We start from the raw sequence: 24,987 nt of genomic DNA, 5'->3' as shown, positions 1-24,987 counted from the left end.
ATTCAGTTGATAAACATAACCGCAAGGCCTGCCGTGCCCTGGTGGTTATTTCTTTTTCTTGGGGGCGATGACCATCAAAAGCTGGCGTCCTTCCATCTTAGGATGCTGTTCGACGGTCCCGTATTCGGCAAGATCAGCTTCGATCCGCTTCAACAGTTCCATACCCAGCTCCTGGTGGGCCATCTCACGACCACGGAATCTCAGAGAGATTTTGGTCTTGTCCCCATCAGTAAGGAAACGTACCAGGTTGCGTAGTTTTACCTGGTAATCCCCTTCCTCCGTCCCTGGACGAAACTTGATTTCTTTGATCTGGATGATCTTCTGGTTCTTCTTCGCCGCAGCCTGCTGCTTTTTCTTCTCGAACAGGCTTTTGCCGTAGTCGAGGACTTTGCAGACAGGCGGAACGGCGTCAGCAGAAATTTCTACCAGGTCCAGTTTCGCTTCTTCAGCGATACGAAGCGCTTCTTCAATCGAGACGATGCCCAACTGCTCGCCGTCAGCGCCAATTAACCGAACCTCACGTGCCGAGATATTCTCGTTGATCGGGGCTTTCGGTGCAGCTCGTTTATCTTGTCTCATATCACGCTTAATAGTAATTACTCCGAATCTTGGCGACCACGCCGGGAAACCGCTTGCGCGAGCAGGTCCGCAAATTGGGCGACGGGCATGGAGCCCAGGTCAGCACCTTCGCGGGTACGCACAGCGACAGTTTGCGTTTCGACTTCCCGATCCCCGATAACCAGGAGATAGGGAACCTTGAGCAAGGTATGCTCGCGGATTTTAAAGCCGATTTTCTCATTTCTCAAGTCGGACTTGGCACGGAAGCCGCTTTCGGCCAGAGTTTTTTCCACTTTCTGGGCGAAATCCGCTTGTTTGTCGGTGATATTCATGATCACCGCCTGCGTAGGCGCCAGCCAGGCTGGGAATGCACCTTCGTAGTGCTCGATGAGAATTCCGACGAAACGCTCGAACGAACCGAGGATGGCACGGTGCAGCATCACCGGATGCTTGCGGCCGTTGTCTTCGGAGACGTATTCGGCGCCCAGACGGATCGGCAGGTTGAAGTCGAGCTGCAGGGTACCACACTGCCACACACGGCCAAGGCAATCCTTCAGCGAGAATTCGATTTTCGGGCCGTAGAACGCCCCTTCACCCGGCTGCAGGTCGTACGGCAGGCCGGCGCTGTCGAGCGCGGCGGCCAATGCGCCTTCGGCACGGTCCCACAGGTCGTCGGAGCCCACGCGCTTTTCAGGGCGCGTCGAGAGCTTGAGCTCGATGTCCTTGAAGCCGAAGTCCTTGTACACATCCAGGGTCAGCTTGATGAACGCGGCGGACTCGGACTGCATCTGTTCTTCGGTGCAGAAGATGTGCGCATCGTCCTGCACGAAGCCGCGCACACGCATGATGCCGTGCAGGGCGCCCGAAGGCTCGTTGCGATGGCAAGCGCCGAACTCGGCCAGACGCAGCGGCAGCTCGCGGTAGCTCTTCAGGCCCTGGTTGAACACCTGTACGTGGCACGGGCAGTTCATCGGCTTGATGGCGTAGTCGCGATTCTCGGACTGGGTGGTGAACATGTTGTCACCGTAGTTGGCCCAGTGCCCGGACTTCTCCCACAGCGTGCGGTCGACCACTTGCGGGGTCTTGATTTCCAGGTAGCCATTGTCGCGCTGCACCTTGCGCATGTACTGCTCGAGCACCTGGTACAGGGTCCAGCCATTGGGGTGCCAGAACACCATGCCCGGCGCTTCTTCCTGGAGGTGGAACAGGTTCAGGCGCTTGCCGATCTTGCGGTGGTCGCGTTTCTCGGCCTCTTCGATGCGCTGGATGTAGGCGGCCAGCTGCTTCTTGTCAGCCCAGGCCGTGCCGTACACACGTTGCAGTTGCTCGTTCTTGGCGTCGCCGCGCCAGTAGGCACCGGACAGCTTGGTCAGCTTGAACGACTTGAGAAAGCGCGTATTGGGCACGTGCGGGCCGCGGCACATGTCGACGTATTCTTCATGGAAGTACAGGCCCATGGCCTGTTCGTTCGGCATGTCTTCGACCAGGCGCAGCTTGTAGTCTTCGCCACGGGCCTTGAACAGCTCGATCACCTCGGCGCGCGGGGTGACCTTCTTGATGACGTCGTAGTCCTTCTCGATCAGCTGCTGCATGCGCTGCTCGATCGCCGCCAGGTCTTCCGGGGTGAAGGGACGCTCATACGCGATGTCGTAGTAGAAGCCCTCGTCGATGACCGGGCCGATCACCATCTTGGCGGTCGGGTACAGCTGCTTGACGGCATGACCGACCAGGTGAGCGCAGGAGTGACGGATGATCTCCAGCCCCTCTTCGTCCTTGGGCGTGATGATTTGCAGGCTGGCGTCCTGCTCGATCAGGTCGCACGCGTCGACCAGCTTGCCGTCGACCTTGCCGGCCACGGTGGCCTTGGCCAGGCCTGCACCAATGGATGCGGCGACCTCGGCTACGGTTACGGCCTTGTCGAACGAACGTTGACTGCCATCGGGAAGAGTAATAGTGGGCATGGCGCCTCCTCTCCTAGTGGTGACCCCTACCAAAGGTCACGTGGGTTGGGATGAGCCAGTACGCGATTCGACCCTGTCTTTGCAATGCAAAGCCTGCCTCACAGTGGCAGAAGCCCAAGGGCCTGCCAGGGTACGAACCAGAGTGACTGGATACATATATATAGAAAGATTTGAGCGGCAAGACGAATCGGCCAAATCCTGAGCCAGGCATGCTAGCACAAAGCTTTCGGCGCGTAGGGCCATGGGCCGGGGATATGCAGAAATATTCTGAATTTAGACCGATGCGGTGAACTTGAGCGGTTTTTTTCCGCTCAGAGATTAGGAAGCGACCTACTCTAGATACACCCGACCTAATAAAGGAGTGACCGGTATGCGACTTCATTCTCTTCTGGCCTTGGCGGCCACTGGTGCCCTGCTGCTGCCGCTTGGCGCCAACGCAGGCACTGTTCCACCAGGCTACCTGACGTCCTGCGTGGCCACCGCCTCTGCCCAGCCGGGCATGACGAAACAATCCGCCGAAAAGCACTGCAGCTGCAGCGTGAATGTGATCGAAAAAAACTTTTCGGACGCAGAGATCAAAGAGCTCAACAGCACTGACGGCGTAGACCAGAAGCTTATAGACAAGGCAAAACAGCTGGTTACGCAGGCCTGCAAGCCCCAGAAATAAGGGCGTAGGCCATACAAAACTCAGTTAATTTGCGCCAGATCAGCATTCGGCACACGTAAAAGTCACCACAAGCGCAAAATTAGACTATGATGCCTCTGTGCACCTTGTTGGCCTCGGCGACACCGCACTACTGAAAAACATCATGTTTCCTGGAGATACACCCATGTCCAATCGCCAAACCGGCACCGTCAAATGGTTCAACGATGAAAAAGGCTTCGGCTTCATCACTCCACAAGGTGGCGGCGACGACCTGTTCGTACACTTCAAGGCCATCGAGTCTGACGGCTTCAAGAGCCTGAAAGAAGGCCAGACCGTCTCCTTCGTTGCCGAAAAAGGCCAGAAGGGCATGCAGGCTGCACAAGTTCGTCCAGAGTAAGTTCTGACGAATTAAAAAAACCCGTCCTTGGACGGGTTTTTTTGTGCCTGCCGTTTATGCAACGGCAGGCCTGGGGCGGAATCAGCCGCAGTTGACCCGGGTGACCACGCCCTTGTCGTCGGCGTTGAGGTTCAAGCGCTCGGAACGGTACTCCAGGGTGATCATGTCGGTCGGCTTGAGCACGCGGGCGATCTGCGCCCCGCTCGCCTTGCGCGCCTGCTCCAGCAGCTCGGGGGTTGCTGGCTTGCCGACGGTGAATGCGGCGTTGCTGGCATCGCAGCGACCATCGAGGTTCGGTGCTGCCGCTACCTCTGGCGCCTTGGACGATGAGCCATCGGTACTGCAACCTGCCAGAACCACGGCTGCCAACAGGCTCGCCAATGTTGCACGCGTGCGGAACATGAATCCTCCTTTCAAATACTGGAATGCTGTCTGATACGACAGTTTTAAGCACTTTTGGTTGCAAAACGTCCCAGTCTGCCTGAGACGTGCTCGTCAGGGAAACCTCAATCGTGACCGGATTTTGCCTGAGCGCAGCGGTTCAGTAGATATCGATGTAGTCGCTGGCGGGCTTGGGCCAGTTGCTGGCCAGCACGTTGTACACCTGCATGACCCAGCGTTCGTCGTCGGCGGCAACAGGGCCCACGCAGCCCGAGCCAGCGGCCCAGGTCTCGAGGCGAAACAGCAGGCCATCGAGCTCGCGCCCGCCGGTAATCTGCGACAGGTAGGCAATGCCGCCGCGGGTGACGCGCAACTGGTTGTGGATTCGGTCGTTGCCTTCGGCCAGCAGCTGGCGCACCTGCTGGGGGGTGAGCTGCTCGGGGGTGTTCAAGTCGATCTGCACGGGGTGTCCTCGGGCGTGCGCGGTGGCTGTGGGGTGCAGGGTACATCAGGCGGACTCTGTTCGCCCTCTTCACTGGCAAGCCAGCTCCACGGCTACCGCGCCGACCCAAGTGCCAACGACGAATCGGTACAGACGTCACGAATAAGCGAACCCAACCACCATTTAGTTTGCCTAGCCCCGCTGCTTATGCATAAGTAGCAGTGCTGGCCCTGTTGCAACATGTTTAACTTGTACCTGTTGGCGGAGCGCAATCATGCCCCCGCTGTAGACGCCAGGGCCCGGCATCTGCACCAAACAGCACGCGTATTTTCGATCGAGACCCCCATGAATAGCCCCACCCTGGACACCAACATCAAGGTCACATGGCCTGACGGCCATCGTTCCTACAGCCCCGGCACCACCGAAGAGCTGTTCATCATCGCCGCCGACCTGCTGCTTCAAGACCTCGGCCACGAAGCTGCCCGCACCTTCGTCGACCAGGTGTTCGAACGCCACTGGCCCGCGACCGAACACCAGCCCACACCCATTACTGCAATCGAGCAAGACGCTCGCTGAGCAGATCGAAAAAGCCCTGGGCATCGCCGCTCTCGATCCACATCACATTGGCCGGTAGCTCGAGCGTGCCGTACCAGTCCGCAATGGTCTGACCAAAGGTCGGGCCTTCGCGGCTATCCACGCTCATGTGAATCTGCCGGCCACTGAACAGCTCGGGCTTGAGCAAGTAGGCAATCACGCTGGCATCGTGCACCGGCCCACCCGGCAGGCCGTAGTGCGCCATGTCCCCCTTGACGTAAGCATCCAGAATATCGCCCACCAGCTTGCTGGCGTGGTTGTTCAACCCGCGAATCTGCTTCAGGCGCGCCTCGCTGGTGAGTACCTTGTGGGTCACGTCCAGCGGCAGGTAGGTGAGCTTGACCCCGCTGCGCAACACGACCTCTGCCGCCTGTGGGTCGGCGTACAGGTTGAACTCGGCCACCGGGGTGATATTGCCGCCATTGAAGTGGGCACCGCCCATCACCACCACTTCCTTGATGCCCTTGACGATCTGCGGGGCCTGAATCAGCGCCAGTGCCAGGTTGGTCTGCGGGCCGAGCATGGCAAGGGTGATGCTGTTGGGTTCAGCGCCACCGAGGGTGTCGATCAGGTACTGCACCGCGCTGCCCTGGGCCAGGCCCTTTTTCGGCTCGTGCACCGCCACGCCAGGCAAGCCCTCCTCGCCATGGATGTTCTCGGCATAGATCGGCGTGCGCACCAGCGGCGTGGGCGCGCCGGCGTACACCGGCACCTCTTCGCGCCCCGCCCACTCCCGGGCCAGCCGTGCGTTGCGCGAGGTCTTGTCGAGTCGCACATTACCGGCCACGGTGGTAATGGCGCGCACCTTCAGTTCCTCTGGCGACGCCAGGGCGAACAACAACGCCACCACGTCATCCGCGCCGGGGTCGGTATCGATGATCAGGTCGCGGGGCGCGGCCAGCACGGCAGTACTCGACAGGGCAGACATAAGCACTAAACCTCGTAGCAAACGTTTGGCGTTATGGACACGTTCAGGCATTGGGCACTCCTTGTGCTCAGGGGACAACAGTCAAAAGGTCACGCCCGCCACCAGCGCGATGTTGGTATAGGGCTGGCATTCGCCGGTGCGTACGATGGCCCTGGCCTGCGCACCGAGCTGCTTGAACGCCGCATGGCTCATCAAATGGCGCGCGCCCAGCTCGCCGCGGGCATGCAGCAGCTCGATGCCTGCCAGGGCCGGCGGCCTGTGTTGCAGGGTCTCGTCGGCCAGCACGTGGCTTTCGACCTGCATTTCGGCCAGCACCGTGTGCAAGGTACTGATGAAATCCGGTATGCCGGGCGTCAGTGCAAGGTCGATCAGCTCGACACCGGCAGGCACGGGCAGGCCGGCGTCGCCGATCAGCACCACATCGCCATGCCCCAGCGACGCGATCAGGCGCGACAGGGCGATATTGAGCAACGGGGTCTTCTTCATGGCGTGCTCCCCTGCAGTTCGCTCAGATACGGAATGGAGGGCTGGGCACCGGCGCGGGTGACCGAAATGGCGGCGGCCTGCTGGCCAAAGGCAATGGCCTCGCGCTCCGACCTGCCAGCGGCCAACGCAGCGGCAAAGCCACCGACGAAGGTATCCCCGGCCGCCGTGGTGTCCAGTGGCTGCACCCGCGTCGCCGGAAAATGCGCAAAACCCTGGCCATCGGCGAACAGAGCGCCTTGCGCGCCCAGGGTGACGATCACCTTGCCCACCCCCAACGCCAGCAGTCGGCTGGCGGCTGCCTGCGCCTCCTGCAGCGAAGCCACCGGCAGCCCGGTCAGGGCGCTGGCCTCGCTCTCGTTGGGGATCAGGTAGTCGATGTTGGCAAACCAGTCAGCCGGCAGCGGCCCGGTGGCCGGTGCCGGGTTGAGGATCACGGTCTTGCCCAGCGCCCGGCCACGGGCCAGGGTATGTGCCACGGTGGCCTGCGGTACTTCGAGCTGGCAGATGATCACATCGGCAGCCTGCAGCAGGCGGTCCAGGCGCTGTACCGATGCCGGCAGCAAGTGCCCATTGCCACCGGCCACGATGACGATGGCGTTCTGGCTGCTGGCATCCACCACAATCAGTGCCACACCACTGGAAACACCCGCCGCCGTGTCCACGCCCTGGCAATCGATGCCCTCGTCGAGCAGCGCCTGACGCAACTGCGCACCGTAGGCGTCCTCCCCCACACAGCCGATCATCGCCACCGCCGCCCCCAACCGCGCAGCTGCTACCGCCTGGTTGGCGCCCTTGCCGCCCGGCACGGTGCCGAACCACTCGCCGGCCAGGGTTTCCCCCGCCTGCGGCAGGCGCTCGGCGCGGGTCACCAGGTCCATGTTCAGGCTGCCTACCACCACTACATTCGCTTGCATGGCATGTCGGTCCTAGCGGTAATCATTGAAGAGGTCGGGACGCGGCCCGGTGGACTCGCGCAGCACGATGCTCGGCGCGACGATGCGCTGCTCTACCCCACTGCGCTGCGGCTCACCGATACGCCGCAGCAACAGCTCGGACGCCATCTCGCCCAGCTCGCGGATCGACTGCCCTACCGTGGTCAGCGCAGGGTAGACGTACTGGCTCATCTGGATATCGTCGAAACCGATCACCGACAGTTCGCTCGGCACGCAGATGTTGCGCTCGGCCGCGGCACGCAGCACGCCCATGCCGATCATGTCGTTGGCCGCGAAGATCGCGGTCGGGCGGTCGTGGCCCAGCAGTTGCGCTGCGGCGCCATAGCCGCCCAGGCTGGTGAAGTCGCTGTCCACCACGCGGCCCTCGCGCAGGGGCACCCCGGCCTGGGCCAGTGCCCGGTGAAAGCCGGCCAGGCGCATCTTGGCCACGCTGGTGTGTGCCGGGCCGTTGATGCAGGCGATGTCCTGGTGCCCCAGCTCCAGCAGGTGTCGGGTGGCCAGGTAGGCCCCCTGCTCGTGGTCGATGCGCACCAGGTCGGCGTCGACGCCCGCCAGCGCGCGGTCGACGATCACCATGGGCGTGCGCACGCTGGCCAGGCTGTCGAGCAGGTCGGCCTCCTCGCCCACCGAGGCCACGATCAGACCGTCGATGCGTTTCTCCAGCAGCACGCGCAGGTAGCTGCGCTGCTTGCGCGGGTCGTCGTCGGAGTTGCACAGGATCACGCAGTAGCCATTGCGCTCGCAGCCATCCTCGATGCCCCGCGCCAGTTCGGCGAAATACGGGTTGACGCTGTTGGGCACCAGCAGGCCGATGGTGGCCGTGCAGCGCGCCTTGAGCGAGCGCGCCACCGCACTGGGCACGTAGTCCAGCTCGGCAATCGCCGCTTCTACCTTGCGCCGCACCGGTTCGCTCACCGGGCGGGTCTTGTTCAGCACGTGGGAAACGGTGGTATAGGAAATACCCGCCAGCGCCGCTACATCTTTGATGGTTGCCATTGTTCAGGTCCGCCGGCGCGCGCGCCGGCTGCGGTAAGTGTCGAGAACCACGGCGATCACGATGACCGCCCCGGTGATGATGCGTTTGGTCGGCTCGCTGGCGCCGATCTGCGCCAGCCCTGCGGCCAGCACCGAAATGATCAGCACACCGAAGAGGGTGCTGATGACCGAACCGCGACCGCCCATCAGGCTGGTGCCGCCGATCACCACGGCGGCAATCACCTGCAGCTCCAACCCGGAGCCGGCATTGGGGTCGGCGGCCTCCAGCCGCGAGATCTGGAACAGCGCCGCCAGGCCGGCCAGCAGGCCCATCAGCGAGAACACCAGAATCTTGTACGGGCGCGGATCGATGCCGGCCAGGCGCACGGCCTCTTCGTTGGTGCCGATGCCGATCAGGTAACGGCCGAACACGGTGCGGGTCAGTACCAGTTGCGCCACCACGATCACCAGCAAGGCGATGATGAAGGCCGGCGAAATGCCGAAGGCCACCGGCTCCGACAGCCAGGCAAAGGCATCACCGATGTACGCGGTGCGCGAGTCGGTGAGCTGGTAGGCCACGCCACGCGCCATTTCCAGCACACCCAGCGAGACGATGAACGAAGGGATGCGCCAGGCCACGGTGATCGAGCCGGTAAGGGTCCCGGCCAGTGCCGCGCACCCCATGCCGAGCAGTGCCGCCGGCAGCACGCTCCAGCCCCAGCCCAGAATCGCCACACTGACCGCCGACGCGGCCAGGGCCAGTACCGATCCCACCGACAGGTCGATGCCGCCGATGATCAGTACGAAGGTCATGCCCACCGCCAGCACCATCAGGTCGGGGATCTGGTTGGCCAGGGTGCTGAAGGTGCCGTACGATAGAAAGTGGCTGCTCAGCAACGAGAACAGCACCACCATCGCCAGCAGCGCACCGGCCAGGCCCAGGTAGGTCCCCAGGCCGAGGTAGGTACCGCTGCGCCGGGCTGGTGGGCCAGGCGGTGTGTCTATCGGGGAAGTGTTCATGCGGGGTTCCTGGGCACTGCGTCTTGCAGCAGCGCGTCACGTTTCTGATAGCCGGCAAAGGCGGCGGCCAGTAGCTGGTCCTGGCTCCAGTGCTCACGCTCGAAGGTTTCAATCAGGCGCCCTGCCGAAAGCACACCGATGCGATCGCAGATCAGCATCAGTTCGCGCAGGTCGCTGGACACCACCACCAGCGCCTTGCCCTGGCGGGTCAGCTCGGCGAGCAGCCCATAGATGTCGAACTTGGCGCCCACATCGATACCGCGCGTGGGCTCGTCGAACAGCAGCACGGCGCAGTCGCGCTCCAGCCAGCGGCCGATCACCACCTTCTGCTGGTTGCCACCCGACAGCTCCCCCACCGTTTGTGCGGGCCCGGCGCTGCGGATGCGCATGGCCTGGATCTGGCGCTCGGCCAGGGCACGCTCGGCAGCACCATCCACCAGGCCCGCGCGTGAGATCGCCGGCATGTTGCCCAACGCCAGGTTGGCGCTGACCGACTGCGACAACAGCAGGCCTTCGCCCTTGCGGTCTTCGGTAATCAGGGCCACGCCGTGGCGCACTGCAGCCATGGGCGAGTCGATACGCACCGGGCGCAACGGGCTGCCCAGCTCGATGCTGCCGCTGTCGGCCGTGTCGGCACCGAAGATCAGGCGCAGCAGCTCGGTACGCCCGGCACCGATAAGCCCGGAGATGCCGAAGATTTCGCCGCTGCGCACCTCGAACGAGACGTCCTGCACCTTGTCGCCCCGGCCCAGGCCGCTGACACGCAGTACCGGCTCGCCGATCGTGCGGCGCCCCAGGTCGATATGCTCGCCCAGCTCGCGCCCCACCATCAGGTTGACCAGTTGCTCGCTGCTGTAGCGCTGCATCGGTTCCACGCACACCAGCTTGCCGTCGCGCAGCACGGCAATGCGCTGGGCGATGCGCTTGAGCTCTTCGAGGCGGTGGGAAATGTAGATGATCGACACACCCCGTTGCTGCAGGCGCTCGATCTGGCGGAACAGCAGCTCCACCTCGCGTGCGGTGAGCATCGCGGTGGGCTCGTCGAGAATCAGCACATGGCAGTCGCCGATCAGGTTGCGGGCGATCTCCACCATCTGCTGATGGCCGATGCCCAGCTCGCCGACCAGCGTATCGGGGTCGATCGCTTCGAGCCCCACCTGCGCCATTGCCGCGGTCGCCAGTTGGCGCAGGCGCGTGCGATTGACCCAGCCGGCGCGGCTGGGCAGGTTGTGCAGAAACAGGTTCTCGGCCACGCTCAGGGTCGGCAGCAGGTTGAGCTCCTGCATCACCATGCGCACGCCCTGGCGCTCGGCCGCGGTGCGGCTGGCGGGCTGATACACCTGGCCCTGGTAGAACATCTGCCCGGTGGTGGGGGTTTCGAGCCCGCCGATGATCTTCGACAGGGTGCTCTTGCCCGCACCGTTCTCGCCAGTCAGGGCCAGCACTTCGCCGCGCAGCAGGGACAGTTCGATATCGCCCAGCACGGGCTGGGCGTAGGTCTTGCCGATTGCACTGACCGACAACACGACATCCGCAATCGCCGACATAAGGTGTTCTCCTGGCGCCCGCACCACGGCAGGCACCGTCAGCGGGCTAGGGCTGCTTGACCAGCTCGACCGGGGTCTGGATGACGTTGTCGGCATCCACGTCCGGCTTCTCGCCGCGCAGCATCTTCAGGGCCGCCTCGATACCGAACACCGCTTGCTTGGCGGCGTATTGATCGGCCGTGGCCAGCACGCGACCGTCGCGCAGCATCGGCTGGATCGCCTTGATGTTGTCGTAGCCCACCACCTGCACCGCACCGACCTTGCCTGCCGCGCGCACCGCCGACACCGCGCCGAGCGCCATGCTGTCGTTGCCGGCCAACAACGCCTTGAGGTCGGGGTATTCGTTGAGCATGGCCGAGGCCACGGCATTGCCCTTGTCGATCTCCCAGTTGCCCGATTGCACCGAGACGATCTTGATCTTGGCTGCCTCCATGGCGTCCTTGAAACCGGCGGTACGCTGCTGGGCGTTGGTGGTGGTCGGCACGCCCTCGATGATGCCGACCTGATCGCCCACGCTCAGGCGGGTGGCCAGGTACTCGCCCACCAGGCGCGCGCCCTTGCGGTTGTCGGGGCCCACGAAGGGCACGCTGAGGTTCTTGCTCTTGAGTACATCCGGGTCGAGGCGGTTGTCGATGTTGACCACGGTGATCCCCGCGTCCATGGCCTTCTTGACCACTGGCACCAGGGCCTTGGAATCGGCCGGGGCAATCACCAGCGCGTTGACGCCGGAGACGATCATCTGCTCGACGATGCGGATCTGATTGCTGGTATCGGACTCGTCCTTTATGCCATTGGATACCAGGTCGAACTCGCCTGCGTGGTCTCTCTGGTAGGCCTTGGCACCGTCTTCCATGGTGAGGAAGAACTCGTTGGCCAGCGACTTCATCACCAGGGCCACCTTGGGCTTGGCGGTGTCGGCATGGGCGTGGCTGAAGGGTACGGCGGTGGCGAGGGTGGCCAGCATGGCAACGGCCAGCAGGCGTCCAGCGAAGGGCAGCGTCATGGGTTCACTCCGAATCTTATGATTTTTGTCGGGTCGCAAACGTTTGCGGTTAACAACTATGGAAACGCTACCGGGTTTTGTCAAATCTGCCGACCGCCCTTCATGGCCCCAATAGTGCCGGGAATTATCCTTAAAATCTTCGGAAAACCGAACATCCGGCACCGCAATAATTCGGGTTTCCGAAAGCAGTGCCAGGCAACACGGGGCATAAACTTAAATAAATTTCTTATAAATCAATGAATTGACGTAAACGCTCAGTTAATTGGGCAACTGGTACGCTTTCTGCTGAACTTGTGTGGGCAACACAGCAATTTCACTCATAAGGAACAATAACGATGAAAGCTGCGCTTCACTCCTTCGCTCCGGCCGCCCTGGCCCTGTTCATGTTCTTCCCTGCTGGCGCCTACGCCAAGGAAGCCGAAACCCAACAGAAACTCGCCAACGTGGTTATCCTCGCCACCGGCGGCACCATTGCCGGTGCAGGTGCCAGCGCAGCCAACAGCGCTACCTATCAAGCCGCCAAGGTGGGCGTCGACAAGCTGATTGCCGGTGTTCCGGAGCTGGCCAACCTGGCCAACGTGCGCGGCGAGCAGGTGATGCAGATCGCCTCCGAAAGCATCACCAACGAAAACCTGCTGCAACTGGGCAAGCGCGTTGCCGAGCTGGCCGACAGCAAGGACGTTGACGGCATCGTGATCACCCACGGTACCGACACCCTCGAAGAGACCGCCTACTTCCTCAACCTGGTGGAAAAGACCGACAAGCCGATCGTGGTCGTGGGCTCCATGCGCCCCGGTACCGCAATGTCGGCTGACGGCATGCTCAACCTGTACAACGCCGTGGCCGTGGCCAGCGACAAGCAATCGCGCGGCAAGGGCGTGCTGGTGACCATGAACGACGAGATCCAGTCCGGTCGCGACGTGAGCAAGTCGATCAACATCAAGACCGAAGCGTTCAAGAGCGCCTGGGGCCCGATGGGCATGGTCGTGGAAGGCAAGTCGTACTGGTTCCGCCTGCCGGCCAAGCGCCACACGATGGATTCGGAGTTCGACATCAAGACCATCAGCAGCCTGCCTGCCGTGGACATCGCCTACAGCTACGGCAACGTCAGCGACACCGCCTACAAGGCCCTGGCGCAAAATGGCGCCAAGGCCATCATCCATGCCGGTACCGGCAACGGTTCGGTGTCCTCGCGCGTAGTGCCGGCCCTGCAGGAACTGCGCAAGAACGGCGTGCAGATCATCCGTTCGTCCCACGTCAACCAGGGCGGGTTCGTGCTGCGCAACGCCGAGCAGCCTGACGACAAGAACGACTGGGTAGTGGCGCACGACCTGAACCCGCAAAAAGCGCGCATCCTGGCCATGGTCGCCCTGACCAAGACCCAGGACAGCAAGGAGCTGCAGCGCATCTTCTGGGAATACTGAGTGCAGTAGCCCGGCAGGCCGCCCTTCCTACAGCGGGGCGGCCTAACCTCTTGTAACTTCGCCACTTTTATTTTGCCCACGGTGCAGCAAAGCCTGCGCCGTGTGGTCACATGGGTTCTTTGAGCGACACGCAGTTGCGAAAAGCCTTACAGTAAAATACTGTATGCGCATACAGCAAAAACAAGGAACCTGTACCTGTGGCCACCTCCTCTGCCGCCAAGCCCGTCAGCAGCTACGAGCAACTGGGCATCCGCATTCAGAAAATCATCAACTCGCCAACCGCGCAGAAGTCCCGCGCGGCGCTGATCTTTCGCCTGGAGCACGAGTCGCCTGCCGACTGGGAGACCCTGCTCGAGGAAATCGCCGAAAACGACAACGTCACCCTGGCCTACCGGGATGACGGCGGCGTGCAGATTTTCTGGGTTGTGCCCAAGGAAGACTGAAGCCGTCGCCAGGCGCTGCCCGCCCACCCTGCTCCGACTTGTCGCCCTTCTGGGCGATGGTGTTATCCGTAGAATCTGGAAGTAATGATGTTCAAGAATCTTGCAGCTGCAGTGATGCTGCTGATGTTGTTGTGTGGCCAGGTGTTTGCTGAAACGCGTATCGGCACCTGGAACCTGGAACACCTGAGCGACCGCCCCAACAAGGACTTCAAGGCCATTGCCAAGGTCGCCAAAAATGTGGATTTTCTGGCTGTGCAAGAGCTGATGAGCGAAGCGGCCCTGGACAAGCTGGCCAGGGAACTCAGCCGCCAGAGCGGCGAGCCCTGGAGCCACATGGCCTCCGATGCGGTAGGCAGGTCTTCGTACAAGGAAATGTATGGTTTCGTGTGGAAGGACAGCAAGGTCGCCTATGAAGACGGTGCGGTGTCCTACCTGGACCGCAAGAAGATCTTCGAGCGCGAGCCCTACTCCGCGCGCTTCAAGTCACTCACCGACAATGCCTATTTCGTGGTGGCCACGGTGCATATCGTGTACGGGAAAAAGCCGTCTGACCGGGTCGCGGAAATCGATGCGCTGTCGAGCTACTGGACCTGGCTGAAGGAAGTCTACCCCGGCAACAATCACATCCTGCTGATGGGCGACTTCAACATGCCGCCCACTTCGCCTGCCTGGAAGTCGCTCAATGCCGCAGCCAGACCACTGGTGGTCGCAGGCGCCAGCACGCTGTCAACAACCGACGGCAAATTCGCCAACCTTTACGACAATATCTTCGTCAGCCATTCCTCGCCGCTGAAGGTCAACAGCGTGGGCGTGTACGACTACCCGAAACACCTGGGCATGACCCACCAGCAAGGCCGGGCGAACATCTCCGATCACGCGCCGATATTCCTGCGTGCAGAGCTGGGGCAAGGCAAGGGCACGGCCACGACCGCCGCTTCACCGGCAAGACCCGCCGCCCCCGCCAAAACCAAGGCTGCAACCGTAGCCGACGCCACCGGGCAAGTGCGCGGCAACCTGGCCAAGAAGCGCTACCACCGCCCGGACTGCCCGTCGTACAACAGCATTGCCGAAAAGAATCGGGTCGAGTTCAGCAGCGAATCTGCCGCCCAGGCAGAGGGCTACAGCATCGCCGGCAACTGCCAGAAGGCCGGCTGAGGGGATAACGGTGCAGCCTTGACGCCAAGGCTGCACCTGAAGATCACTTGACCAGCTGGAACTGACTGGCGCCCTGCAACTCCAGACGCGGCACGCCCTTGTACTGCTCGATACGCCCTATCACGCACACCGTGCGCCCCTCCAGCGGCTGCGCCAGCAACGAGGCGAACGCCGGGCGATGCTCGCCCCATACCACCAGCCCCAACCGTCGCTTGCTGGGGAAGCTGGCACCCAGGTCGATCCAGGTCGGCTGGCCCCTGGACGACGGTTTGTAGGTCACCTTCATGATCGGGCCCAGCACCGCAGCGCTCTGCCCGATATGGTCGGCGGCCTGACGCCAGTCCAGCGGGTTGTCGCAGGTGGCGCCCTGCAAGGTGGCGGGTGACGCCGGCGCCGCCACTGCCTGGCTGACCACGGCCGAGCCTGCAACCGACTCGGTGCCCTTGAACGCAAACACCACGATCAGAACCCCGATCAGCGCAGTGAATGACATGATCGTGTACTTCATGACCGAAACCTCCTTGTTGAGCCCTTTGATCCGGCTGCCCTGCGCCTGCGCCAACTGCTGCACGCTGGCGCTCTGGCGCGTGCTCGACAGCAGGTCGTGGGCTTTTTTTCGCTCGGCATCGAGCAGTACGCTGATATCCCGAGCGCAACGCTGCGGGTGATCCCTGACGTCGCGGTTGGCAAAGCGCAGCACCCGCCAGCCCTGGGAAGTGAGTGCAGACTGCCGCCGCTGCCAGTCGATGAACTCGGGGTGCGACATGCCGGTACCCGTACCGCTTTTGTCATAGCCATCGATTTCGATGGCGATGCGCACGTCTCCCTCTTCATTGATGACAAGGTCGCAGTAGCGTTGCCCGCCGTCATTGTCCTTGAAGGGGTATTGCGCACTCAGCGACTCGTAACGGATGCCCGCCACGAGGCTGAGCACGTTGCTGGCGAACAATCGTTCGTAGTCACTGCCGAAACGCGCCGCATTGGCCTTCAACCACTCGTCCTGGGTCATGTGCTGTCGTCTGCGCTGGAAAGTCGGGCCGGTGCAAAAGCACCCACTCTCGACCGATGCAGTCAAAAAGCCATAACGCAGCCGAGCCGCCGATTCTGGCCGACTCTGTAGGAAAAGTCGATTTTCAGGTGGGATCAAGCGGCGGTCATTCGGGCGCCTTCGCCGGCAAGGCCGGCCCGTGCAGCGGGTGACCGGTGGCGCTCAACATGGCTTCGCCCACTGCTGGTTTGCCCGACGCCTTCAACCCCTGGGCGGCGCCCTGGATATCCCGCGCCTCCTTATTCTGGCCCAGCTTGAACTTGCCGACCAGACGGGTGATCTCGATCTCGAGCCCGACGATGGCCTTGAGCATGTCGCGGATGTAGTCCTTCGGCGCGTCGGACATCTTCCACGGCACGGGCTGGGATGCTTCGTGGGTGCGCGTGAGCAGGGCCACCAGGCCACGCACGTAGTGCTCGTCATCGTGCAAGGTCACGCGGCCATGGGCGTGCACCACCTGATAGTTCCAGGTGGGCACCTGTTTGTGGGTCTCGTGCTTGCTGGGGTACCAGTTGGGCGAGATGTAGGCATCGGCGCCGCGGAAGATCACCAGCACTTCATCGCCATCCTTGAGTTCGCGCCACAGCGGGTTGGCCCGCGATACGTGAGCATGCAGCACCCCCTGCGTGCCCTCCTGCGGCTTGAAGTGGAACGGCAGATGGTTGGCATCCAGCCCACCCTCGCCGTGGCTGACCAATACACCCAGCGGGTTCTGCATGATCAGTTGATGCAGCACCTCGGGGCGCGACTCGTTGAAAGACTGCGGTACGTACATGGTTTGCATCCATCCGGCACAGGGCGATGGCAAATTGTGTGGCGCAACTGGCCCATGGTATAGATCCACTATCGAACAAAATAACTGGACCAGAAAACATGGCGCGCAAAGCCAACGTGGTGGATATTCCTTCGCTGGGCATGCTGGACCGCAGCAGCGGCCAACTGGGGCGCCAACTGGCCCAGGCGCTGCGTGCGGCGATCCGGCGCGGCGACCTCAAGCCCGGCGAGGCGCTGCCCTCGACCCGCATGCTGGCCAGATCGCTGATGATCGCGCGGGGCACGGCCATCGAGGCGTTCGAGCAACTGACGGCCGAGGGGTTTCTGGAGTCCCGCGGCCGTGCCGGCACGCGGGTCGCGCACAGCCTTGAAGAGCCACCTGCCGCGCACACGACAGGTGTGGCGCGGCCCGCCGCCAGCTCGGCACGCATCGAACGCTTTGCACAACTTGCCCGCCGCTTCGGCGAGGTACCCCAGGTACCGTTCGCCGTCTCGGTACCGCTGGGCAAGGCCGCGCCGGATGATATCTGGCGGCGCCTTGGCAACCGGGTGCGCGCCCGCGGCCCGGGTGCCCCTGCCGGCTATGGCGACCCGCTGGGGGAAATCGAGCTGCGCGAGGCGGTGGTGGACTATGTGCGCAAATCCCGCTCGGTACGCTGCGAGGCCAGCCAGGTGATCATCACCTCCGGCACCCAGCAGGGCCTGTACCTGGCCTGCCAGGTGCTGCTGGACATCGGCGACTTCGCCTGGGTCGAAGACCCGGCCTACCGCGGTATCACCGCCATTCTCGAAAGCGCCGGGCACAGCGGGCAGATGGTGCGCGTGCCGGTGGACGCCGAGGGCATGGACGTGGAACACGCCGTCGCTACCTGCCCCCACGCCCGCGCCGCCTTCGTCACCTCTTCGCACCAGTACCCGCTGGGCATGCCGATGAGCATGACCCGGCGCGAGGCACTGCTGAGCTGGGCCAGAACCCACAATGCATGGGTGATCGAGGACGACTACGACGGCGAGTTGCGCTATGCAGGGCACCCGTTCCCCTCGTTGCAGGGGCTGGACCCTGAACGGGTGATCTACCTGGGCACCTTCAGCAAGATCCTGTTCCCGTCACTGCGCCTGGGCTATGCGATCGTGCCGCCGGACCTGGTGGACGCCTTCTGCGGTGCCCGCGTGCTGATGGACCGTCATCCGGCCAACGCCGACCAGCAGGTACTGGCGGCCTTCATCAACGAAGGCCATCTGGACCGGCACATCCGCCGCATCCGCGGTGTGTACGCCACCATCCACCGCCAGGTGAACGAAGCGGTGGCGCGCTGGCTGGAGCCTGAGCTGGCCTGGCTGCAACCGACCGACCAGGGCATGCACCTGGTGCTGTGGCTGGCAGCCGGTATCGACGACAGGCAGGTAGCGGACCAGGCCGCAGAGGCCGGGGTGGTGGTGCGCGCGGTATCCCCCATGTATGCGGGGCCGCACGGCAGGCCCGGGCTGGTGCTCGGCCTGGGTGGGTTCAGTGGCGAAGCCATCGATGCGGCGATGCAGCGCCTGGCACGGGTGATCGAAAGCGCCAGCGTTCAGGCCAGCGCCTGCAGGTAGGCGCTGGCCTGTTGATAGCGCTGCAGGCGCACGATGTCTTCGGGGCCGGGCATGGCGATGCGCGAAAGGTCGCTGTTGTCGGCAAGGTCGGCAAGCTTTACCACCCGTGCCAGCGGGTCGCTGCCCAGCCGCGCGACGAAGGCCTCGTAGCTTTCGTCATCGCGCCGGCTCAGCGCCTGCACCGCCGCCAGTATCTTCAGGGCGAAGCCTTCGCGGGCCAGGTCCGACAAGCTCATGCTGGTATCTTCGAGCACGTCGTGCAGCACCGCGACGATGCGCTGTTCGGTGGTCTGCACCCTCAGCATCACCCGCAACGGGTGCAGGATATACGCAGTGCCGCCCTTGTCCTGCTGCCCTTCATGGGCCCTGGCGGCAACCGCAATGGCTCGCTCCAGTGTGGACATAAGCCCCCTCCTCTAACCCTCGCGCCGTCGCAGGCGCGCCATGCTGCAGGCATCGGTGAACACACCGTCACGTAAAGCATAGTCGCGCAAATGCCCTTCCACCTCGAAGCCGTGGCGCCGGTACAGCGCCAGTGCCGGCTGGTTATCGGCGTAAACAGTGAGTTCGACGCGCTGCAGGCCCATCCAGTTGTCCGCCACCTCGAGCACCGCCGACAACAGCCGTGTGCCCACCCCCTGCCCTTGCCAGGCCGGGGCGACGCCCATGCCGATGCCGCCGCAATGACCGCGACGTACACGTATGAACTGCTCGAGCGTACAGCTGCCGATCACCTCGCCTTGATGTAAGGCCACCAGAAACACCATTCGTTCGTTGTCGGTGGCGATGCGTTTGCGCCACAGGTCGGCGCTCTGATACGGCATCTGCAGCACCTGCCGCGCCACCTGCGGGTGGTTGTACAGGGCCGTGAGCCCCTCGACGTGCTGTTCGGTACAACGTTGAAGGGTAATGGCGAAGGGCGAATCACTCATGACGGCTCATCCTTGAAGACAAGCCGTGAGTGTAAGAGGCGCCGCCGCGTGCTGGCTAGCGCTCGGCGCCGTGCTGGATGACCACCGAATCGGTACCCAGGCGCGCCATCACATCGTTCTTGCTGGCCAGGGCCTCCTCTTTGGTCGGGTAAGGGCCCAGCAGAACCACCGGCTTGCCGTCGCGGTACACCACCGAGGATGGAATCTGTTTTTCGATCAGGCGCGCGGTCATGTCGCTGAGGGCGCCCATGTTCGGGCCCTGGATGATCTCGACGTCCCAGCCTTCGGGCGCGGGCTGGTCGGCCAGGGCATCGGCACGGCGCTGCAGGTCGGCACCACCGCAGATTTCGCGGATGCGCAGGTCGCCGCCGGTTTCGTCGATGATGATCTGGTAGTCGTCGCCCTGCTTGATGGCCACGTAGCTGCGGTAAGGCTGGAACACACCGGCCGCGTCCTTGCCACGGAACTGGCCGCAGATATCGCCCTGCTTGTTGAATCGCACGTTGGCGAACTTGGCCGTCTTCGGGTTATCCAGATGCTCGGCAACCTGCTTGTGTACCCGTTCGGCATCGTTGTCACAGCCGGCCAGGGCCAGCACTGCCATTACCACCGCCACTTTGCGCACGCGTCTATCTCCAGGTTTCAAGCGGCGGATTTTAGCATCTGTGCAAGGCCGGGGGTTACAATCGCCCGGCCTTGAACTTCCATAGGGCATTCCATGCGCCAGGTACTGCTGATTATCGACGTACAACCCTCGTTCAACCCGCCGCAATGGCTGGTAGACGGCATAGCATCACTGATCGGCCGCATGCCGTCGGTGGCGAGCGTGGAGCGCCATGATGAATCGGTGACCCCGTTTCAACGTCAGCTGGGCTGGCAACCGGCGGCGCACGACCAGAGCCTGGTGGCGGCAGATCGTATCTTCATCAAGCATGGCTACGCCCCGACGGCCGAGATGCTGGATTACCTCAGGCAATTGAACCCCGAGCGCGTGCTGGTGTGCGGCATACAGACCGACACCTGCGTGCTGGCGGCGGGGTTCGCGCTGTTTGATGCGGGGCTGCAGCCGACCCTGATCAGCGACCTCACGGTAGGGTCGTCGCTGGATCGGTCGGGGCAGTTGGGGGTGAGCCTGTGGCGGCATCATTTCGGGCACGTGGTGAGCACGCAACAGTTACAGTGAAGGCTTCGCCGGCATTGCCGGCGAAGCGGCCAGCACAAGCCATCCCTCATTCGCGGATGCAATCCACCGTATACACGTCCCCCACTTCATGCTGCAGCCCGTGCACATCGGCCACAAACCCGGGGAACCCACGGTCGAACGCCCGTGCAAAGCCCAGGTAGTCGATGATCGAGCGCGTCGACTCGGTAAAGCGCTCCCCGGGCATGATCAACGGAATCCCGGGCGGGTACGGCACCAGCATCACCGCCGCCACCCGCCCGATCAGGCGCTCGATCGGCACCGCCTCGACCTCGCCGCGCACCAGCTTGTCATACGCATCCCCCGGCTTCATCACCACCTCGGGCAAACGCATGTACAAGCGCTTGAGCTGCTTGGCTGTGGCGTTGGCGCGGTAGCATTCGTGCAACTGCTCGCACAGGTCGCGCAGGCCCATGCCGTGGTAGCGCAACGGGTCCAGTTGCGCCACGCACGGCAGGCTCTGCAGCAGCGCGGTATTGGCGTCGTAGTTGCGCTTGAACTCCAGCAGTTCGGTGAGCAAGGTGCTCCACTTGCCCTTGGTGATCCCCATCGAGAACAGCACCAGAAACGAATACAGGCCGGTCTTCTCCACCACCAGCCCGCGCTCCCACAGGAACTTGCTGACCACTGCCGCAGGAATACCATGCTCACCCAGGCTGCCGCCCGCATCCAGCCCCGGCATCACCAGCGTGACCTTGATCGGGTCGAGCAGCACGTAGTCTTCGCTCACATCGCCAAAACCGTGCCATTCGGCCTGGGGTTGCAGCAGCCAGTCCTCGGTCGCCACGCGGTGAATGCCACCCACCTGCGGCGGTTGCCAGATACTGAACCACCAGTCGTCGTCGGCCAGGTGCTCGCGCAGGTTGGCCAGCGCACGCCGAAAGCTCAGCGCCTCGTCGAACATTTCCTGCAGCAGCGAGCGCCCAGCCGGGCCTTCCATCATCGCCGACGACACGTCCAGCGAGGCCAGGATGCTGTACTGCGGCGAGGTGGAGATATGCATCATGAACGCCTCGTTGAATCGATCACGGTCGAGCTGGCGTGCACCGCCGTCCTGCACGTGGATCATCGAGGCCTGGCTGAACGCGGCCAGCAGCTTGTGGGTGGAATGGGTGCTGAACACCAACGGGCTGTCGGCACTGCGCGAAGTACCCATGGCGTAACGCCCGGCAAAGAATTCGTGAAACGCCGCGTAGGCGTACCAGGCCTCGTCGAAATGCAGCACCTCGACACTGTTGCCCAGCACCTGCTTGATCATCTCGGCGTTGTAGCACAGCCCGTCATAGGTGGAGTTGGTCACCACCGCCATCTTCACCCGCGGCTCGCGCCCTGCGGCCAGCGGGTTGGCCGCGATCTTGGCCTGGATCGCCTCGCAGCTGAACTCGCTCAGCGGGATGGGGCCGATGATGCCCAGCTCGTTGCGCTCCGGACACAGGTACAGGGGGATTGCGCCGGTCATGATGATTGCGTGCAGCACCGACTTGTGACAGTTGCGATCCACCAGCACCAGGTCGTCACGCCCGACCATCGAGTGCCAGACGATCTTGTTGGCGGTGGAGGTGCCGTTGATCACAAAGAAGGTGTGGTCAGCGCCGAAGTTGCGCGCCGCACGCGCTTCGGCCGCCGCCAGGGGGCCGGTATGATCGAGCAGCGAACCCAGCTCCGGCACCGACACCGACAGGTCCGAACGCAGGGTGTTCTCGCCGAAGAACTGGTGAAACGCCTGGCCCACCGGGCTCTTGCGATACGCCACGCCACCGCCATGGCCCGGCGTGTGCCAGGAGTAGTTCGATTGCGCGGTGTGCTGCACCAGGGCCTTGAAGAACGGCGGCAGCAGGCCGTCCAGGTAGTTGTGCGCCGCCCGCGCCACTTGTCGGGCCAGAAACGGCACGGTGTCTTCGAACAGGTAAAGGATGCCGCGCAACTGGTTCAGTTCGCTCATGGCGTCGGCCGGGGCGTTCTCCAGGGTCACCTGCTCGCCCAGTGCGAAGATCGGCAAGTGCGGTGCGCGCACCCGCGCCAGGCGGATCAACTCGACCATGTTCTGCAGCAGGTGGGTGTTTTCCCCCGCGCCTTCGGCCGCAATCAGCATGCAGGCCAGGCCGTGGTGGGTGGCCGCTACCAGGCGGCCCTCGGCGTAGTCCACCGCCGGCAGAATGGTAAAGCCGTCCTGGGCCAGTTCCTGGGCAATGCCGCGCACGCGATCACCGGCCACACTGTCGGCCTTGATATCGCGGTGCACGATGAGTATCGGAAACTTGAGGTCCTTGTACATGGGCGCCGGCACCTTCTGAGCGACAGGCCGTGAGGCCGTTCATTTCAGGGTAGAAGGTCGGCGCCAGGTACGCGGCGGGATTTGCTTCAGCGGGCCTCGAGCAGTTGCTGCCACAAGGCCGGGCCACCGGTGGATTTTGCCACTGCTTCAAGGCGCGCCATGTGCGCTTGCAGCTCTGCCTCGGTGGCCGGGATGATGCGCCCCGGCTGACGCCCCACCAGCCGACGGATCTCGCTGCCCTGGCTGGACTGGCCTTCGCCCTCGCTGTCGCTGCCGGCCAGTGACAGGCTGGTCTGGCCGCCGGTCATGGCCAGGAACACGTCCGCCAGCAACTCGGAGTCGAGCAACGCGCCGTGCAGTTCGCGGCCGGAGTTGTCTACGCCATAGCGTTTGCACAAGGCATCGAGGCTGTTGCGCTGGCCGGGGTGACGCTCGCGGGCCATCAGCAGGGTGTCGAGCACCTCGCAGTGCTGTGCGATATCGGCGCGATCGTGCTGGCCGAGCATGGCGAATTCGTTGTTGATGAAACCAACGTCGAACGCCGCGTTGTGGATGATCAGCCGCGCGCCCTTGATGTACTCGAAGAACTCGTCGGCGATTTCGGCGAAACGCGGCTTGCCCACCAGGAATTCGTCGGTGATGCCGTGCACCCCGATCGCACCCTCGTCGCTTTCGCGGTCGGGCTGCAGGTACACGTGGAAATTGCGTCCGGTCATGCGCCGGCCGACCAGCTCGATACAGCCGATCTCGATGATGCGGTGACCATCGGCCACCGGCATACCGGTGGTTTCGGTGTCGAGCACTACCGACCTGTTGTTCTGCATCTCCACGTCGGTCATCTCCTGCCGCGTACTGCCTGAATATTGAAAGCGGCGAATTTTACCTCACCCAGGGCAGGATGTGGCGAATTCGCTAAAGGGAGGGGTCAGCGTTGCTTGCGCAGATCGTCGACGCCGCGGTTGGCCAGCTGGTCGGCACGCTCGTTGCCGGCGTGGCCGACGTGCCCGCGCACCCACTGCCATTTCACGTTGTGGCGGTTGACCTGTTCGTCGAGCTGCTGCCACAGGTCGGCGTTCTTGACCGGCTCCTTGGCGGCGGTCTTCCAGCCACGCTTCTTCCAGTTGACCATCCACTCGGTGATGCCTTTCATCACGTACTGCGAGTCGGTCACCAGCAGCACATCACACTGGCGCTTGAGCGCCTCGAGGCCCTTGATGGCGGCCATCAGTTCCATGCGGTTGTTGGTGGTTTCGCGCTCGCCGCCCCACAGCTCCTTTTCGACGCCCTTGCAGACCAGCAGCGCGCCCCAGCCGCCCAGGCCAGGATTGCCCTTGCAGGCACCATCGGTGTAGATCTCGACGCTTTCGACGCTTTCGCTCATGTACAGCCTTTATTCATCATTGAAGGTGCGGCCCTCGGGGTGAGGCGTGCGCCGGTTGACCTTGGCCATCGGCAACGGCAGCAGCTTGCCCATCGGCTCGCGGCGCACCTGGCGCAGCGGGCGCAGGCCCACCACCATCTTGCGCGCCACCAGCACGTACACACCGCCACCGGATATCTGCCAGCGCCCGGCAGCACGCTCCCAGCCAGACAACCGTGCCTGCCAGGCCGGCGAGGCAAGCGGCGGACGATAGCACCCGAAGCGGCGTTTCTCCAGCGCGAAGCCCAGCAGGTTGAGCCAGTCGCCCACCCGCGACGGCGAGATGCAGCGCGCCTTGCGCAACGCATCATGGGCAAACACCCGGCGCAGGCCCCAGGTGCTCCAGGGGTTGATCCCGACGATCAGCAGGTGCCCGCCAGGGCGCACGCTGCTGGCCGCCTCGCGCAGCAGGCCGTGGGGCGAGAGGCTGAAGTCCAGCCCGTGCTGCAGCACCACCACGTCGGCGGCGTGCTCGCTCAGGGGCCAGGCCTGCTCTTCGCACACGATCTCGACGCCCGGCAGCGGCGCCCCCAGGCGCACGTTGCGTTGCACCTGCGGGGCATTGGGCGGTGCCTCGGCGCAAGGGCCGTAATGCACCAGGTAGCCACCGAAGAAGCGCCCCAGCTCCTCTTCGAGCAGGCGCTGCTCCCCGGCGAGCAGCTGCTGGCCCAGCGGGCCGGCGAACCACTCGCGCGCCTGGCTGATCAGCTCGAGCCACTGCGGGTCGGCCTGGGCAAAGGCTTGATCGGTCATTGCTGTCTCCCTTGGAAGGTTCTCGACAACGCACATAGCTACTAAGATGCACCCATGTCCACCGTTTGGCGAATCGCA

The 24,987-nt window shown here is 63.4% G+C and carries 28 protein-coding genes; 8 read left to right on the top strand and 20 right to left on the bottom strand.

Translation table 11 applies throughout. The annotated features are described in order from the left end of the window. Nucleotides 1-45 precede the first annotated feature (45 nt). A complete protein-coding gene (gene infC / locus B4I46_RS01105) occupies nt 46-597 on the bottom strand; it encodes a translation initiation factor IF-3 (protein ID WP_173925091.1) in 552 nt (183 codons plus the stop codon). Beyond that, nucleotides 597-2,519 (bottom strand): threonine--tRNA ligase, encoded by a 1,923-nt coding sequence (thrS, locus tag B4I46_RS01100; protein ID WP_043860803.1) that lies wholly within the window; start codon nt 2,517-2,519, stop codon nt 597-599. Before thrS ends, infC begins: the two co-directional genes overlap by 1 nt. A 370-nt stretch (nt 2,520-2,889) precedes the next feature. Here thrS and B4I46_RS01095 point away from each other — a divergent pair, with 370 nt between their 5' ends. Both B4I46_RS01095 and B4I46_RS01090 read left to right on the top strand, forming a co-directional pair. Beyond that, nucleotides 2,890-3,186: a hypothetical protein gene (locus B4I46_RS01095; protein WP_054915263.1), complete on the top strand. Its 297-nt coding sequence runs from the start codon at nt 2,890-2,892 to the stop codon at nt 3,184-3,186. A 163-nt stretch (nt 3,187-3,349) separates the two neighbouring features. Continuing rightward, the gene (locus B4I46_RS01090) at nt 3,350-3,562 is read left to right on the top strand and encodes a cold-shock protein (RefSeq protein ID WP_003179963.1); all 213 of its coding nucleotides are present in this window, start codon (nt 3,350-3,352) and stop codon (nt 3,560-3,562) included. An 81-nt stretch (nt 3,563-3,643) separates the two neighbouring features. Here B4I46_RS01090 and B4I46_RS01085 read toward each other — a convergent pair whose 3' ends face one another. Further along, nucleotides 3,644-3,964 (bottom strand): I78 family peptidase inhibitor, encoded by a 321-nt coding sequence (locus tag B4I46_RS01085; protein ID WP_043860805.1) that lies wholly within the window; start codon nt 3,962-3,964, stop codon nt 3,644-3,646. A 139-nt stretch (nt 3,965-4,103) separates the two neighbouring features. Next, entirely contained in the window at nt 4,104-4,406 is a 303-nt protein-coding gene (locus B4I46_RS01080; RefSeq protein ID WP_054915264.1) for a hypothetical protein, read from the bottom strand. Between the two features lie 324 nt (nt 4,407-4,730). On the opposite strand from B4I46_RS01080, the gene B4I46_RS01075 reads away from it, so the two are divergent. Further along, nucleotides 4,731-4,961, top strand: coding sequence for a hypothetical protein (locus B4I46_RS01075; RefSeq protein WP_043860807.1), 231 nt, complete (start codon nt 4,731-4,733; stop codon nt 4,959-4,961). Here the strand turns inward: B4I46_RS01075 and B4I46_RS01070 are convergent. The 7 genes from B4I46_RS01070 to B4I46_RS01040 are packed head-to-tail and all read right to left on the bottom strand — an operon-like array spanning nt 4,933 to nt 11,891. Further along, entirely contained in the window at nt 4,933-5,958 is a 1,026-nt protein-coding gene (locus tag B4I46_RS01070; protein ID WP_058541296.1) for a nucleoside hydrolase, read from the bottom strand. The genes B4I46_RS01075 and B4I46_RS01070 overlap by 29 nt on opposite strands. 30 nt (nt 5,959-5,988) lie before the next feature. Continuing rightward, on the bottom strand, nt 5,989-6,393 hold the full coding sequence (gene rbsD / locus B4I46_RS01065) for a D-ribose pyranase (RefSeq protein ID WP_043860809.1): 405 nt from the start codon (nt 6,391-6,393) through the stop codon (nt 5,989-5,991). Further along, entirely contained in the window at nt 6,390-7,307 is a 918-nt protein-coding gene (gene rbsK / locus B4I46_RS01060) for a ribokinase (RefSeq protein WP_054915266.1), read from the bottom strand. The genes rbsD and rbsK overlap by 4 nt, the downstream gene beginning before the upstream one ends. 12 nt (nt 7,308-7,319) lie before the next feature. Next, nucleotides 7,320-8,342 (bottom strand): LacI family DNA-binding transcriptional regulator, encoded by a 1,023-nt coding sequence (locus B4I46_RS01055; RefSeq protein WP_043860811.1) that lies wholly within the window; start codon nt 8,340-8,342, stop codon nt 7,320-7,322. A 3-nt stretch (nt 8,343-8,345) separates the two neighbouring features. Continuing rightward, nucleotides 8,346-9,341: an ABC transporter permease gene (locus tag B4I46_RS01050; protein WP_286898138.1), complete on the bottom strand. Its 996-nt coding sequence runs from the start codon at nt 9,339-9,341 to the stop codon at nt 8,346-8,348. Further along, nucleotides 9,338-10,888: a sugar ABC transporter ATP-binding protein gene (locus B4I46_RS01045; RefSeq protein WP_286898137.1), complete on the bottom strand. Its 1,551-nt coding sequence runs from the start codon at nt 10,886-10,888 to the stop codon at nt 9,338-9,340. The genes B4I46_RS01050 and B4I46_RS01045 overlap by 4 nt, the downstream gene beginning before the upstream one ends. A 46-nt stretch (nt 10,889-10,934) precedes the next feature. Further along, nucleotides 10,935-11,891: a sugar ABC transporter substrate-binding protein gene (locus B4I46_RS01040; RefSeq protein WP_043860814.1), complete on the bottom strand. Its 957-nt coding sequence runs from the start codon at nt 11,889-11,891 to the stop codon at nt 10,935-10,937. 335 nt (nt 11,892-12,226) lie between these two features. Here B4I46_RS01040 and B4I46_RS01035 point away from each other — a divergent pair, with 335 nt between their 5' ends. The 3 genes from B4I46_RS01035 to B4I46_RS01025 all read left to right on the top strand — a co-directional run bounded on the left by B4I46_RS01035 (nt 12,227) and on the right by B4I46_RS01025 (nt 14,913). Beyond that, on the top strand, nt 12,227-13,315 hold the full coding sequence (locus B4I46_RS01035; RefSeq protein ID WP_043860815.1) for an asparaginase: 1,089 nt from the start codon (nt 12,227-12,229) through the stop codon (nt 13,313-13,315). 197 nt (nt 13,316-13,512) lie between these two features. Then, entirely contained in the window at nt 13,513-13,758 is a 246-nt protein-coding gene (locus B4I46_RS01030) for a DUF1654 domain-containing protein (RefSeq protein ID WP_043860816.1), read from the top strand. 87 nt (nt 13,759-13,845) lie between these two features. Further along, on the top strand, nt 13,846-14,913 hold the full coding sequence (locus B4I46_RS01025) for an endonuclease/exonuclease/phosphatase family protein (protein WP_236176631.1): 1,068 nt from the start codon (nt 13,846-13,848) through the stop codon (nt 14,911-14,913). A gap of 43 nt (nt 14,914-14,956) precedes the next feature. Here B4I46_RS01025 and B4I46_RS01020 read toward each other — a convergent pair whose 3' ends face one another. Together B4I46_RS01020 and B4I46_RS01015 are read right to left on the bottom strand one after the other, a co-directional pair. Continuing rightward, complete coding sequence (locus B4I46_RS01020; RefSeq protein WP_278929106.1) at nt 14,957-15,922, bottom strand: DUF559 domain-containing protein; 966 nt, start codon at nt 15,920-15,922, stop codon at nt 14,957-14,959. 145 nt (nt 15,923-16,067) lie between these two features. After that, nucleotides 16,068-16,736: an FMN-binding negative transcriptional regulator gene (locus B4I46_RS01015; RefSeq protein ID WP_058541302.1), complete on the bottom strand. Its 669-nt coding sequence runs from the start codon at nt 16,734-16,736 to the stop codon at nt 16,068-16,070. 98 nt (nt 16,737-16,834) lie between these two features. On the opposite strand from B4I46_RS01015, the gene B4I46_RS01010 reads away from it, so the two are divergent. After that, complete coding sequence (locus B4I46_RS01010) at nt 16,835-18,328, top strand: PLP-dependent aminotransferase family protein (protein WP_123752364.1); 1,494 nt, start codon at nt 16,835-16,837, stop codon at nt 18,326-18,328. On the opposite strand, the gene B4I46_RS01005 is transcribed toward B4I46_RS01010, so the two are convergent. Genes B4I46_RS01005 through B4I46_RS00995 form a run of 3 tightly spaced genes read right to left on the bottom strand, consistent with a single transcriptional unit; the run spans nt 18,307 to nt 19,885 of the window. Further along, nucleotides 18,307-18,732 (bottom strand): HD domain-containing protein, encoded by a 426-nt coding sequence (locus B4I46_RS01005; protein ID WP_286898132.1) that lies wholly within the window; start codon nt 18,730-18,732, stop codon nt 18,307-18,309. The genes B4I46_RS01010 and B4I46_RS01005 overlap by 22 nt on opposite strands. Before the next feature lie 12 nt (nt 18,733-18,744). Next, nucleotides 18,745-19,260 (bottom strand): GNAT family N-acetyltransferase, encoded by a 516-nt coding sequence (locus B4I46_RS01000; RefSeq protein WP_043860822.1) that lies wholly within the window; start codon nt 19,258-19,260, stop codon nt 18,745-18,747. 55 nt (nt 19,261-19,315) lie between these two features. Next, a complete protein-coding gene (locus tag B4I46_RS00995) occupies nt 19,316-19,885 on the bottom strand; it encodes an SPOR domain-containing protein (protein ID WP_054915273.1) in 570 nt (189 codons plus the stop codon). Nucleotides 19,886-19,978: 93 nt separating this feature from the next. Here B4I46_RS00995 and B4I46_RS00990 point away from each other — a divergent pair, with 93 nt between their 5' ends. After that, nucleotides 19,979-20,443 carry a cysteine hydrolase family protein gene (locus tag B4I46_RS00990; protein WP_286898128.1) on the top strand — a complete coding sequence of 155 codons (465 nt, stop codon included), beginning with the start codon at nt 19,979-19,981 and terminating at the stop codon, nt 20,441-20,443. Nucleotides 20,444-20,489: 46 nt separating this feature from the next. Here B4I46_RS00990 and B4I46_RS00985 read toward each other — a convergent pair whose 3' ends face one another. The 4 genes from B4I46_RS00985 to B4I46_RS00970 all read right to left on the bottom strand — a co-directional run bounded on the left by B4I46_RS00985 (nt 20,490) and on the right by B4I46_RS00970 (nt 24,909). Next, nucleotides 20,490-22,736 carry an Orn/Lys/Arg decarboxylase N-terminal domain-containing protein gene (locus B4I46_RS00985; protein ID WP_286898126.1) on the bottom strand — a complete coding sequence of 749 codons (2,247 nt, stop codon included), beginning with the start codon at nt 22,734-22,736 and terminating at the stop codon, nt 20,490-20,492. Between the two features lie 86 nt (nt 22,737-22,822). After that, the gene (gene dnaQ / locus B4I46_RS00980; protein WP_229589435.1) at nt 22,823-23,575 is read right to left on the bottom strand and encodes a DNA polymerase III subunit epsilon; all 753 of its coding nucleotides are present in this window, start codon (nt 23,573-23,575) and stop codon (nt 22,823-22,825) included. An 86-nt stretch (nt 23,576-23,661) separates the two neighbouring features. After that, nucleotides 23,662-24,117: a ribonuclease HI gene (gene rnhA, locus B4I46_RS00975; protein ID WP_043859728.1), complete on the bottom strand. Its 456-nt coding sequence runs from the start codon at nt 24,115-24,117 to the stop codon at nt 23,662-23,664. A 9-nt stretch (nt 24,118-24,126) separates the two neighbouring features. Further along, complete coding sequence (locus tag B4I46_RS00970) at nt 24,127-24,909, bottom strand: class I SAM-dependent methyltransferase (protein ID WP_043859727.1); 783 nt, start codon at nt 24,907-24,909, stop codon at nt 24,127-24,129. Nucleotides 24,910-24,987 lie beyond the last annotated feature (78 nt).

Source organism: Pseudomonas sp. UBA7500, assembly GCF_002478435.1.
Classification (GTDB): Bacteria; Pseudomonadota; Gammaproteobacteria; order Pseudomonadales; family Pseudomonadaceae; genus Aquipseudomonas; species Aquipseudomonas palmensis.
This window is presented reverse-complemented; position numbering and strand designations above follow the sequence as displayed.